The following is a 12,805-nucleotide window of genomic DNA, read 5'->3' as shown; positions in this document are numbered from 1 at the left end:
GGCTTGAACATGGACCGAGTAGCCCTTGTCACTGGCGCCTCGCGGGGGCTGGGCGAATGCATCGCCCGGCGCCTGCATGCGGCGGGTTATCGCGTCGCCTTGGCCGATGTGCAGATCAACGGCGTGCAGCGCCTGGCCCTGGAGCTGGACAGCAGCGGGACCAGCGCGGTGGCCGTCGAGCTCGACGTGCGCAGCAAGGATGATTTCGTCCGCGCTCGCGACCTGTTGAGCGAACGCTGGGGCGGCACCGACATCCTGGTGAACAACGCCGGGGTGTCGAAAGTCGCGGCGCTGATGGACATCACGCCCGAAGAGTTCGACGAGTCGATGGCAATCAATCTGCGCGGCACCTTCGTCGCCTGCCAGGTGTTCGGCGCGCATTTTGCCGAGCGTGGCTTTGGCCGCATCGTCAACATCGCCTCGCTCGCCGGGCAGAACGGCGGCACGGCCACCGGCGCGCATTACGCAGCGGCCAAGGGTGGCGTGGCCACGTTGACCAAGGTGTTCGCCCGTGAGCTCGCCCCGAGCGGGGTGACGGTCAACAGCATTTCGCCGGGTCCGCTGGACTTGCCGGTGGTGCGCGAGACGGTGGCGCCGGAGCGTCTGGAGCAGATCCTCAAGATGATCCCGGCGGGCACCCTCGGCGACCCGGCGTATGTCGCCGACAGCGTGCTGCTGCTGATCGCTGATCACGCCACCTCGATGACGGGCGCGTGTCTGGACATCAATGGCGGGTTGTTCATGCGTTGAAGTAATTTCAGCAACACCCCCACCCCTTGAGGGAGCGGGCTTGCCCGCTCCCTCAGGAGTAAAGCATTCCACCGGGGGCGGGGCATTCCAACAAAAACAACATGATTCAGGTGATGCAATGATGAAGGTGAAGATCGAAAGGATCGTCGACGAAGCGCTGGATATCCGCTCCTTTCGCCTCGTGCGCAGTGACGGCCAGCCGCTCGACACCTATGAGCCGGGTGCCCACGTCGATTTGACCGGGCCAACCGGGGTGACCCGTCAGTATTCGCTGTGCAGTCCACCCCAGGACCGCCGTGCGTACCTGGTGGCGGTGAAGAAAGAGGCGCAGTCCCGTGGCGGTTCGGCGGCGCTGCATGAAGTGCAGGAGGGCACCGAGCTGGAAATGGGCGCGCCGCGCAACCTGTTCCGCCTCGACCCTGAGGCGGGTGAACATGTGTTGTGCGCCGCCGGCATCGGCGTCACGCCGCTGCTGAGCATGGCCTACCGGCTGGCGGAGACCGGTCAACCGTGGCGTCTGCACTATTTTGCCCGTTCTGCGCAGTACGCTGCGTTTTCGGCTCTGTTAGCCGAGACGTTCGCCGGGCATGTGCAGTTTCACTACGGCGTCGAACCGGCTGACATGGACGCGGTGTTGAGTGAGTGCCTGAGTCAGGCCGGGCGCGCCGCCCACGTTTACACCTGCGGCCCGGCGCCGTTCATGAACAAAGTGGTGGAAGTCGCGGCGCGCGGTCGTGGCGATGAAGCCATCCACCTCGAGCATTTCCAGGCCGATCCGGCCGCGAATGCCGGTCCCTGTGGCGATTTCGAAGTCGAGCTGGCCAGTTCCGGCGTGGTGCTGCAGGTGCCGGCCAATATGTCGCTGGTGGACGTGTTGCAGGCTCATGGCTGCGACATCGATACTGAATGCCGCGAGGGGATCTGCGGAACCTGCATCGTCGATGTGCTCGACGGTGTGCCGGAACACCGCGACAACTGCCTGTCGAACAAAGAAAAGGCAGGGAACAAGCAGATTTGCGCCTGCGTATCCCGCGCGCTTTCCGCTCGTCTGGTATTGGACATCTGATTCAAGGCAAGACTGGCTATGCTGCGCAGCAGTCTGTTGAATAGAACCTGCGGCTGTCGAGGGAGGCGGCGGCCCAGGTTGTGACATTTGCCGAACCGCTCGACGAAGCGGTCGAAAAATAACAATAAAAGACGTGAGGCTTTGCAGTGATGATGACTTCTTCGGCGGTTCGCAACGAGGCGTTCGAAAGCTGGTTGAACCAGGTCAACCAGGCGTGTGGGCGTTTCGATGCCCGGGCCCTGGACAGGGATTTCTATGGCGAGCTGGCGGAGTACCGCAACGGTGCCATCAATCTCAGTGTCGTCGACATGGCGCACGTGCACCTGTATCGCACCAGCAAGGACGTCAGCGTCAGCAGCGACGGGCATTACTATGCGGTGTTCCAGATGCGCGGCAGCTCACAGCTTGAGCAGGGCGGCAATCGTGCCCGGCTGGGCGCGGGCGACATCGCCCTGATCGATGCCAGCCGCCCCAGCGACATGACTTATCACGACGATTCCCGGCAGTTGTCGCTGATCCTGCCTCGGCAGGTCGTCGAGCGCGGTTCGCACTTCAACGCGGTCAACTGCGCCACGCGCATTGGCGCCGCCTCGCCCTTGGCGGCCATGGCCAACAAGCTGGTGCTCGACACCCGACAGCAGGAAGGCCTGGACATGCAGGAGAGCGAAGCCGTGCTGGATGCGCTGGTGAGCTTGCTGCTACCGGGCATCAGCGCCCGTGATAATGGCGGCGACCCTCATGAGCGGCAGTTTCGCAAGATCATCGCCTACATCGACGACCACCTGGGCACCGAAGAATTGTGCCCCGAGCTGATTGCCCGAGAAGTGGGGATTTCCGTGCGCGGGCTGTACCGGATGTTCTCCAAGCGCGGTTTGGTGGTGGCGCAATACATCAAGCACCGACGCCTGGATTTCTGCGCGGAAAACCTGCGCCGCTCGGACGTCGAGCAGAAGCTGTCGGCGCTGTGTTATGCGTGGGGGTTTTCGGACTCGAGTTATTTCTCGTCAGCGTTCAAATCGCGCTTTGGCGTATCGCCGGGAGCTTATCGCAAGCGCTATAGCCAGGTTTGACCTCACTGCCGCCATCGCGGGCAAGCCCGCTCCCACAGGGTTATGCGCCGAGAACAAATGTCAGGTTAACCGCAACACCTGTGGGAGCGGGCTTGCCCGCGATGGCGTCCCAATGTTCACCTCAATGCCGCACCGGCTCCTCCGCTGGCAAATGCAACACCTCGCGCACCAGCATGGCGATGCTGGTCACGCCCATCTTTTCCTTGATCTTGGTGCGGTGCACGTCAACGGTCTTGACGCTGATGTTCAGCTCGCGGGCGATGACCTTGCTCGCCTTGCCGTCGATCACCAACATCAACACCTCGCGCTCACGCCCGGTCAGCAGTGCCAATTTGCTTTGCAGGTGCTGTCGCTGCTGCTGGTCGGCCTGGGCGTGTACGGCGGTCTTCAGCGCGGCCTGGATGCGGTCGATCATCTGTTGCGGGTTGTAGGGCTTCTCGACGAAGTCCAGGGCGCCGTTCTTCATCGCCGTCACCGACATGGGAATGTCGCCATGGGCCGAGACGAAGATTGTCGGCAGGCTGCTGCCGCGCTGGTTGAGGATTTCCTGGAGCTGGAAGCCACTGGTTTCCGGCATGCGCACGTCCAGCACCAGACACGCCGGCTGCCTCGGGTCGTACTGACTGAGGAACTCTTCAGCACCGGCAAAACACTGCGCCTGCACGCTGACCGACTCCAGGAGCCAGGCCAGCGAGGTGCGCAAATCCTTGTCGTCGTCGACGATATAAACAATCGGTTTGCGAGTTTCCATCAGGGTTGCCACGAATTTCTAATTATTGTTTTCGCACGCGTGCACGCAGCGGCGGTTGGCGTCCATGTGACGTCTACAAGCAGCATAACCACTGCTGCGGGCCCTGACGATAAAGAAACCACCTAGTCGACTAGCGGAAAGCCCACCTCGCCATGGTGATCGTCAGAATGGCTGCGCGCTGCCCCCGGCCTTAGTCTTGTATTCAATCCAACGGGCCGCGCAATGACGGCCCTGCACAAGAAAAAGGGGCACCGACATGGCCAACCTGAGCCAGCAGCAAATCGACTTCCGCAACGCCATGGCGCAGTTGCCAGCGGCGGTGAACATCATCACCACCAACGGCCCCGGCGGTCGCTGCGGGATCACGGCCAGCGCGGTGTGCTCGGTGACCGATTCGCCGCCCACCGTGCTGGTGTGCGTCAACCGCAACAGCGCCACCCACGACGTATTCCGCACCAACGGACAACTGTGCGTCAACGTGCTGTGTAGCGAACAGGAAGAACTGGCCCGCCACTTCGCCGGAATGACCCAGGCAACCATGGCCGAGCGTTTCGCCTGGGACCTGTGGGACGGCGGCGACAGCGGCGTGCCGGTGTTGCGCGATGCGCTGGTGCAGTTGGAAGGGCGGATCAGCGAATGCAAGGAAGTGGGCTCGCATTCGGTGATGTTCGTCGAGTTGTCCAACATCGGTGTGCGCGGGGCGGGCGACAGCCTGGTTTATTTCAACCGCCTGTTTCACCGGCTCGAGCATGCCGGGGTGGCTTGCTGAATGTGATTAACCTGTAGGAGCGAGTTTACTCGCGAGGGTCTCAAGGTCGCCGCTGGCTGTCAGGTTTGCCGTGTGATCGTTCACGACCATCGCGAGTAAACTCGCTCCTACAGGGGGCAGGGTGTACACAAATCATGTGAACACCGCTGGCCTTGTGGGAGCGGGCTTGCCCGCGATAGCTATGCAACAGGCACAGCAGATATCAGATTCGAAAACTCCCCACCAACTCATGCAACCGCCCAGCCTCGCGCTCAAGCTCGGTACACGCGCGCAAGGTCGATTGCAGGTTTTCCACCCCACGCTGGTTCAGGGTGTTGATCTCGGTGATGTCGACATTCAACGCCTCCACCACCGACGTCTGCTCTTCGGTGGCGGCGGCGACGGACTGGTTGACGTTGTCGATCTCGCCGATGCGCTGGGTCACGCTGCCCAGCCGGGTGCCGGCGAGGTTGGCGATGGTGACGCTTTGCTCGCTGTGCTGCTGGCTCTCGGTCATGGTGCTGACCGACTCGCGCGCGCCGATCTGCAGCGCTTCAATCATCTGCTGGATCTGCGCTGCTGAAGTCTGCGTGCGACCCGCCAGGCTGCGCACTTCATCGGCGACCACCGCAAAACCACGACCGGCTTCACCGGCCCGCGCCGCTTCAATCGCGGCGTTGAGCGCCAGCAGGTTGGTCTGCTGGGAAATGCCCTTGATCACTTCGAGGATTTGCCCGATGTCCACGGTCTTGGTGTTCAGCACTTCAATATTGGCGCATGAGTCGCTGATTTTTGCGGACAGTTCGTTCATCACCTCAATGGTGCGCTCCACCACCTGACGCCCATCTTCGGCCTGTTGCCGGGCGGCGGACGCCTGCTGCGAGGCGTCGGAGGCGTTGTGGGCGATTTCCTGTGCTGCGGCACCTAACTGGTTGATGGCGGCGGCGACGCTGTTGGTGCGGGTCGATTGTTCGTCGACATTGCTCAGTGACGAGTTGGACGCCAGGAGCACGCGCTTGGCCCCTTCATTGACCCCGAGCGCCGCCGAGGACACTTCGCGGATGGAGTGATGGATGCGCTCCACAAAACGGTTGAATGCCGTCGCCAGTTGGCCGATCTCGTCCCGCGATTGCACGGTCAGGCGTCGGGTAAGGTCGCCTTCGCCCAGGGAGATGTCTTCCATGACCCGGGTCAGCACTTGCAATGGCCGGGTGATGCGATAGGCCGCGTACCAGATGAGCGCCAGTCCCAACAGGGCTGAGCCGCCGCCGAGCAGCAGCGACAGCGCGGTGCTTTGCACGCCTCGCGCCTCCAGGTGACTTTGCAGCGTGGTGACCGGTGCCAACAGCACGTCCTGCGGTACGCCGACCAGCACGCCCCAAGGCGCGGAACCGGCAATCGGTGCCAGCGGCTCGAGGACCTCGATCTGCTGTCGGTCGGCGAACACCTTCGGCTGTCCCTGGCGCAGGGCCGCCATGACTTCGTTATTGTCCAGCGTCTGTCCCAGGCGTGCCATGTCCCGGCTGTCGGCTGAGATCACTCCGCGCGGGCTGACGATGCTGATCTGGCCTTGGCCGTCGAACAGTTGTCGGGCGCTGGCCTCGCTGTTTTGCTGGAGGGCGGCGAGGTTGATGTCGAGGCCGACAACGGCGATGACTTTGCCGTTGTCCAGCAGCGGGAAGGCGATACTGGTCACCAGTTTGCGACTACCGGAGGCTTCGTCGAAATACGGTTCCAGCACACACGCCTGGCGGCTGTCCCGGGCGCAGGTGTAGAACGCGTTGTACGGCGCGCCGCTGGGGCCCGGCTCGGTGTTTGCCAACAGGCCTTCGTCGCCGATCACCGCTTGCAGCTCACCGGGTTTGCCTTGCACCCAATACACTGAAAAACGACCTTTTTCGTTGCTGCCCAGATCCGCCTTGTCGATAAAAGCGGTGTCGTCGCCGTCCAGCGCATCGGGTTCAAAAATGACATAAAGCCCGAGCAGGTCGGGCTTTTCGTTCAGGGCTTGACGCAGCTGGGTGTTCAGCTCCTGGCGCAGTTGTTGGCGGGACAATGTGCCCTGATGTTGAAGTTGCCGTAGGTACAACAGATAGCGCGACAGGCCCTGGCCATATTCCTGGGTCTGGTTGAAGGTGCGTTGCACCTGCATCGCCTGCACCTTGCCCAGTGCCTGCATGTGTTCCCTGGCGGCATCGGCGAGCATGTCGCTGCTGGCGTGGGCCACTTGCTGGCGGCTCTCGTGGCTCTGGTACAGCGCCAGGCCCATCAACAACGCCACCACCAACAGCAGGCAGAGGCCGGCGAGCAGGGCAATCTTGCTTTGGATCGTGAGGAATTTGTTGTGCATTGGAAAAGCCTTTTTCCTGGAAACGAACCCTATTCCCTGTAGGAGCGAGCATGCTCGCGATGGAAGTCCAGGCACCGCTGGGTATCAGACAGCCAGCGTCATCGTTGACGACCATCGTCGGAACGCCGCCCGGAGCATGCTCGCTCCTACAGGAAGCAGTCAGAACGTGGTGGCGAAAATCACCTGGCTGTAGAGGTTCTTGTCGTTGTTGCCCAACTGCGTGCCGCCCTGATCGGCGCTCTTGTCCGGCTGGAACAGGCCCACCAGCGGCATGATGCTCAGGTGGTCGTTGACGTGCCATTCGGCGTACAGGTCGATTTCGTGGCCGTCGGTATTGCCGAGGTTTCGGTCGATGGTGTCGAAGTTGAAGTACATGGCGCCGACGTTGACGTTCTCCAGCGGCGAGACGGTGAACTTGACCTGCTGGATGCGTGAGTTGGTGTTGAACGGGCCGGCGTAGTTGCCCGCCACTTCACCCTGGAACCAGGTGCCGAAACCACGGCTGAAACCGTAGAACAGCGTGTCGTAGTTTTCCGAGAAACGGCTGTAGCGATAGCCCACGTACGGCGACCAGGCGACGTCGGAAAAGGTCCAGCCAGCTTCCAGGTACCAGGCGTCTTCAGTGCCGGTGTGCGGCTTGTCCTGCGTGGCGTATTCACCGGAAAGGAACAGGTCCTTGACCCCGGCGTTGCCCGTGGCGCGCAGGCTGTAGGTCTTCATGCCGTCGCGCTCGAGCTGGATCGGCGAAGCGTATTGTTCGTCGACGTCGGTGGTGTCGATGTAGGTCAGGCCGACAGTGACGGCTTCGGACACGTGCTCCAGGGTGCCGACGTACATTTCGGTCATGGCCTGGGCGCGGTTGTTCGACTTGAGGTACATCAGGTCGCCACGCCAACCTTCCTTGCCACCGATGCGCAACACGGCGGTTTCATCGAACGCCTTGCGCGCGGCCAGCCAGTAGGCGCCGCCACGGTTGAACTCGCCATCCGCCAGGCCCTTGCCCATGTTCAGGGCGTCGCCGTCGATCAGGAAACCATCGCCCACCACGATGTTCTGGCGGCCGAAGGACAAGTCGATGCCGTCGTCACCGAGCACGTCGAACAACTTGCCCGAACGCCAGCCAAGGTAAGCGTCTTCGAACTTGGTGGTGCGCTCGGAACCGTCGCTGAAGCCTGCGGCATCGCCGTCACCCCAGGTGCCGGAGCTGAGCAGGTTCGCCGCACCATAGGCGGTGCCCACGCCGGCCAGGCCCTTGTCAAAGCTCAGGCCGTATTTGATGTAGCCCTCGCGCCACGACGACGAACCCTCATTGAGGCGACCCGACAGCGCGTAGTTTTCCTGGCTGTGGAACACGCCGAACACGGCTTCCAGCGTGGCATTCAGGTGGCTGTCATCATCGGCGTAGAGTTCGTAGGCGCAGGCCTGGCCAGCGCTGATCATCAGCGCAAGGGTGGAGAGACGAAGCAAGGGCGACTTGAGCATGGTGGGGCATCCGTTCTTGTTCTTGAGCGCAGGTTTGCGGTCTTTTTCGATACTAAGTCGCGGAACTTTTCCAACCTTTTGTGTGGTTGCCAAAGAGTTGGTTGTGCTTGCCAAAATGACCGGTTTGGCAGCCTCGACAATACGACTGGCACGCAGGGCAAAGCCTGCGCGCCAATGACCGTCGACAATCCTTCTCAACCTGCCGATGCCGCGTTGCATCAGCCTCCCGTGTTGGCGCTCGCCTGGCGAGTGCGGATTTTCAAGGTCGTTTCCCTATGTTCAGTTCTTTGCGTCTGCCCCTTTTCGGCTTGCTCTCGTTCACCGTGGCGCACACCGCGTTGGCCGCCGATTGCAGCCCCGACCAGGGCCGTGGCGCCCAGGTCTTCGCCAACGAGTGCGGCGTGTGCCACTCGGTCACCAAGGGCGCGACGGGGATGATGGGGCCGAACCTGGCCGGGGTGGTGGGGCGCAAGTCGGGCTCGCTGGAAGGCTTTAACTATTCCCAGGCCATGCGCACCAGGGACGTCACCTGGCAGGCCGAGAACATCGCGCAACTGATCACCCAGCCCCAGGCGTACGTCCCGGGCACCTACATGCCTTACATGGGCCTGGCCTCGGCGGACGACCGCCAGGCCGTCACGTGCTATCTCAAAGAACAACACTGATCAGCCGGCTTCAGGCTGACATCCAATCGAAAGGTGATGTATGAGCAATGTTGAAATCCTGCCGCAGGTTGCTGCATTTCTGGAGCGCCGCCATGGCTGCTTCATCGACGGCCAATGGGTGTTCGCCGAAGGACCGCGCATTGCCGTAGTCAACCCGGCGGACGGCCAGACCCTGTGTGAAACCCTCGATGCGCCACTGGACGTGGTCGAGCAGGCCGTGCAGTCCTCGCACAAGGCGTTCAAGGCGGGCGTCTGGTCGGGCCTGCGCCCGGCGGATCGCGAACGCATCCTGCTCAACTTCACCCGACTGGTGGAAGAGCACGCCGAAGAGCTGGCACAGCTGGAAACCCTGAGCCAGGGCAAGTCGATCAACATGGCCCGCGCCCTGGATTTGAACGCCACCGTGGAGTTCATGCGCTACATGTCGGGCTGGGCAACCAAGATCGAGGGACAGACGTTCGACGTGTCGATCCCGCTGCCACCGGGGGCGAAGTTCACCGCGTTCACCAAGCGTGAACCGGTGGGTGTGGTGGTCGGCATTGTGCCGTGGAACTTCCCGCTGCTGATTGCTGCCTGGAAGCTGATGCCCGCACTGGCCACCGGTTGCACGGTGATCATCAAGCCAGCCATGGAAACCCCGCTGACCGCCATGCGCCTGGCCGAACTGGCGCTGGAAGCGGGCATTCCGGCGGGCGTGTTCAACGTGGTTACTGGTGGCGGTGCCTCGGTGGGGGGCGTGCTGACTGCGCACCCGCTGGTGAGCAAAGTGTCGTTCACCGGCTCCACCGCCGTGGGCAAGAGCGTCGGGGTGGCCTGCATGGCCAACATGACGCGGTTCTCGCTGGAGTTGGGCGGCAAGAACCCGATGATCGTGCTGGCCGATGCCGACATCGAGAAAGCGGTGCAGGGCGCGATTCTCGGTGGCCTGTTGAACAACGGCCAGGTGTGCGCGGCGGCCTCGCGTTTCTACGTGCATCGTTCGATCCACGACACATTTGTCGAAGCCCTGGCCGCCGCGGTTTCGGCCATGCCCATCGGTGCCGGCATGAACGGCGACGCGGCGATCAACCCGCTGGTGTCGCGCAAGCAGCAACAGGCGGTGCTCAAACACATCGAACTGGCTCGCCAGGAAGGTGCACGCGTGGTAACTGGTGGCGAACTGCTGGACCGCGAGGGCTTTTTTGTCCAGCCCACCATCCTGGCCGATATCGACCATGGCATGACCGTGGCCCGCGAAGAAGTGTTCGGCCCGGTGCTGGGGGTGATGCCGTTCGATGATGAAGACGCCGTGATCGCCCTGGCCAACGACAACCGTTACGGTCTGGCTGCGAGCCTGTGGACCAACGACCTTGGCAAGGCGATGAACCTGGTGCCGCGCATCGAGGCCGGCACCGTATGGGTCAACGCCCACGTGTTGCTCGACCCGGCGATGCCGTTCGGCGGGGTCAAGCAGTCGGGCATGGGGCGTGAGTTCGGGCGAGCGGTGATCGAGGCCTACACGGAGCTTAAATCGGTGTGCATCGCCCACTGATTCACGTGGTTGGCGCGGGCTTCGCCAGTTCGATGCCCGCAGCGCCCAAGCGCTTGAGAATCTCGAACAGCAGGTCGCTCTTGGTCACCCCGACAATCCTGGGACTGGCCACGTAGCCCGTAACGGTCAGGGTGATGCCATCGGGCGTCAGCTTGCTGAACCGCACCACCGGCGCCGGTTTATCGAGGATGGTCTCGTTCTCGTGATAGGCGTTGTAGAGCAGGTCCTTGACCTGTTCCGGGTCGATGTCCAGGGGAAACGTCAGCTCCAGTGACGCCACCCCCTGGGCACTGCCACCCAGGGTCACGTTGCGCAGGTTCTGCGAAATCAGCTGTGAATTGGGCACGATGACAATCGAGCGGTCACTGAGCTGGATTTCCGTGGCTCGCACGTTGATCCGGCGGATGTCGCCTTCGACGCCGCTGATGCTGATCAGGTCGCCCACCTTCACCGGGCGCTCGGTGAGCAGGATCAGGCCGGAAACGAAATTTTTCACGATCTCCTGCAAACCAAAACCAATCCCCACCGACAGGGCGCTGACGATCCATGCCAGGTTGGTCCATTGCACCCCCAGCGACGACAAGGTCAGCAGGATCACCAGTGCATAGGCGATGTTGGCGAACAGCGTGCTGAGCGAGGCGCACATGCCGGGGTCCATGCGGGTTTTGGGCAGGAACTCGTTGTCCAACCAGCGTCGCAACGTGCGCACCAGGTAGATACCGATCATCAGGGCCAGTACGGCGTTGAGCAAATGGCCGGGGATGATGTTCAGTTTGCGCAGCCCCGCACCGCCAAGCACGGCCATGGTCTGGTCGATCAATTGCCCCAGCGTGGTGCCCACACCACCGACGAACAGCGTGATGATCGCCAGCAGGATCAACCCTGCGCGACCCAGGCCCGAAAGAATGACCGACGCCTGTTCGAGGCGCGTATCGCCCATGCCCAATACCTGTTTCAACGCCTTGCCGCTGGCACTTTTGGGGGAAAACAGGTGCTCGCAGGTGTCGTTGAACAACTGCACCAGCAGATAAAAACCGGACAGGATGATGAACATCCACACCAGTTGGTAGGTGATGAAGCGTGCGGCGGAAATGTAGCCGATCAACAACGCACACAAGGAGGCCACCACGCACAGGCAGGCGAAGGCATACAGGAGACTGGCGACCGCGGAGCTGGAAGGGGCATGGTCGCCTGTGCCCGCCACGGCTTTTCGCGCCTTGTTGATGCGCAGGAACAGGGCGCCGATCAGCAGGGTGATCACCAGTGAAACGAAGCCGCGCGCGAACAGCACGGCCTGGCTGCTCATGTCCGAGACATTGACGATCTGTGCCAGGGTCATCAGCACCAGCAGCACGCCGGCCACCAGCTTGGGGAAGGGTTTGACCGCCTGCGCGACCGGGTCGGCAATGGCCGGCAAACGCCAGGAAGGATGCTGCGTGGACAACAAGGCACGGCTCAAGCCGGTAATGAGCACGCACACGTACACGACTTTTTCGAATTCATCTGAATAGCTCTGCATCAGCGGCGACAGGGGAATGTGGCGCGTCAGCGCGAAAAACAGCAACGACATTGCGCACGCGGTGGTCAAGAGTGTGGCGGCGACCGAGGCGAAGGCCAGGGAACTGCGGCGCAGGCGACCTTCGGGCATTCGGTGGATACAGACCCAGGTGAAACCCCGGTCTGCGACCTGGCGCCCGAACGTCCACAACACAAACGCCAGTGCTATCAATATCACTGTAAACAGACGCTCACCCGGCAACCAGGCCACCGCCAGCGCTGCCACGGCGTGCTGGAAGAAGATGCTCAGGCTATCAAGGTCACTCTCCAGCGGCCTGAACAACGGCGACCAGAAATCGGTGCTCAAGATGCTGCCGGCGCGTAACGACACTTCTGATTCCAACAGGCTGCGGCGAATCGCGGCAATCTGGATAAGCAGGCCGGCGCCGCTGTCCTTGAGGCTGGTCAGGGTCTTGATGTTGGCGTCGACTTTGCTCTTCTGTTCGGAAATGGCGTCTCGTTGCGCGGCGATTTCCGATTTTTCCAGCACCACATCGCCCTGGGACACAGGCTCCAGCACGTCGAGCTGGGCCTGCAACTGTTTCTGCTCGGGGAGTAGCGCCGACTGCATGGCCGTGACATCGGTGATGAACGACTGGATCAGGTCCTGCAACGTGATCATCTGGTTGACATTGTTGGCCTGGGAAACCTGCTGCTTGATGCGGTCCAGGCGCAGTTGCAGGCCTTGCAGGTCGCTCTGGGACACGGCCACCGTGGTGAGGCCGGACAGGGAAGGGGCGTTGCCCGTCAGGTTGGCGGCCAACAGCGGTGCGCCGCTCGGTACAAGCAGGGTGAACAGGAGAAAAAACACTGACCGCAATGCATTGCCCATGGC

Annotated in this window: 9 protein-coding genes and 2 pseudogenes; 6 read left to right on the top strand and 5 right to left on the bottom strand. The window is 62.2% G+C overall.

What is annotated here, in order from left to right; genetic code table 11:
• Nucleotides 1-9 precede the first annotated feature (9 nt).
• The 3 genes from AB4N33_RS10655 (at nt 10) to feaR (ending at nt 2,886) form a co-directional block, all read left to right on the top strand.
• Nucleotides 10-750, top strand: a complete 741-nt coding sequence (locus AB4N33_RS10655) for an SDR family NAD(P)-dependent oxidoreductase (RefSeq protein WP_476457241.1) — start codon at nt 10-12, stop codon at nt 748-750.
• 118 nt (nt 751-868) lie between these two features.
• Nucleotides 869-1,816: a PDR/VanB family oxidoreductase gene (locus AB4N33_RS10650; protein WP_476457240.1), complete on the top strand. Its 948-nt coding sequence runs from the start codon at nt 869-871 to the stop codon at nt 1,814-1,816.
• Between the two features lie 149 nt (nt 1,817-1,965).
• The gene (feaR, locus tag AB4N33_RS10645) at nt 1,966-2,886 is read left to right on the top strand and encodes a transcriptional regulator FeaR (protein ID WP_476457239.1); all 921 of its coding nucleotides are present in this window, start codon (nt 1,966-1,968) and stop codon (nt 2,884-2,886) included.
• 121 nt (nt 2,887-3,007) lie between these two features.
• Here the strand turns inward: feaR and AB4N33_RS10640 are convergent, their stop codons facing one another.
• Nucleotides 3,008-3,637 (bottom strand): response regulator transcription factor, encoded by a 630-nt coding sequence (locus AB4N33_RS10640; RefSeq protein ID WP_460126354.1) that lies wholly within the window; start codon nt 3,635-3,637, stop codon nt 3,008-3,010.
• A 256-nt stretch (nt 3,638-3,893) separates the two neighbouring features.
• Here AB4N33_RS10640 and hpaC point away from each other — a divergent pair, with 256 nt between their 5' ends.
• The gene (gene hpaC / locus AB4N33_RS10635; protein ID WP_460126353.1) at nt 3,894-4,406 is read left to right on the top strand and encodes a 4-hydroxyphenylacetate 3-monooxygenase, reductase component; all 513 of its coding nucleotides are present in this window, start codon (nt 3,894-3,896) and stop codon (nt 4,404-4,406) included.
• A 202-nt stretch (nt 4,407-4,608) separates the two neighbouring features.
• On the opposite strand, the pseudogene AB4N33_RS10630 reads toward hpaC, so the two are convergent.
• The 3 genes and pseudogenes from AB4N33_RS10630 to AB4N33_RS10620 all read right to left on the bottom strand — a co-directional run.
• A pseudogene (locus AB4N33_RS10630) lies at nt 4,609-5,205 on the bottom strand (methyl-accepting chemotaxis protein); the annotation flags it as partial.
• Nucleotides 5,206-5,466: 261 nt separating this feature from the next.
• Nucleotides 5,467-6,537: pseudogene (locus tag AB4N33_RS10625) on the bottom strand (methyl-accepting chemotaxis protein); the annotation flags it as partial.
• A gap of 357 nt (nt 6,538-6,894) precedes the next feature.
• Nucleotides 6,895-8,217, bottom strand: coding sequence for an alginate export family protein (locus AB4N33_RS10620; protein ID WP_476457238.1), 1,323 nt, complete (start codon nt 8,215-8,217; stop codon nt 6,895-6,897).
• Nucleotides 8,218-8,492: 275 nt separating this feature from the next.
• On the opposite strand from AB4N33_RS10620, the gene AB4N33_RS10615 reads away from it, so the two are divergent.
• On the top strand, nt 8,493-8,882 hold the full coding sequence (locus tag AB4N33_RS10615) for a c-type cytochrome (RefSeq protein WP_476457237.1): 390 nt from the start codon (nt 8,493-8,495) through the stop codon (nt 8,880-8,882).
• Between the two features lie 40 nt (nt 8,883-8,922).
• Nucleotides 8,923-10,413: an aldehyde dehydrogenase family protein gene (locus AB4N33_RS10610; RefSeq protein ID WP_476457236.1), complete on the top strand. Its 1,491-nt coding sequence runs from the start codon at nt 8,923-8,925 to the stop codon at nt 10,411-10,413.
• A 1-nt stretch (nt 10,414) separates the two neighbouring features.
• Here AB4N33_RS10610 and AB4N33_RS10605 read toward each other — a convergent pair whose 3' ends face one another.
• A complete protein-coding gene (locus tag AB4N33_RS10605) occupies nt 10,415-12,802 on the bottom strand; it encodes a DUF3772 domain-containing protein (protein WP_476457235.1) in 2,388 nt (795 codons plus the stop codon).
• Nucleotides 12,803-12,805 lie beyond the last annotated feature (3 nt).

Source organism: Pseudomonas sp. S1_E05, assembly GCF_056337105.1.
Note: the sequence above shows the minus strand (reverse complement) of the source record. Positions and strands in the feature narration are given on the sequence as shown.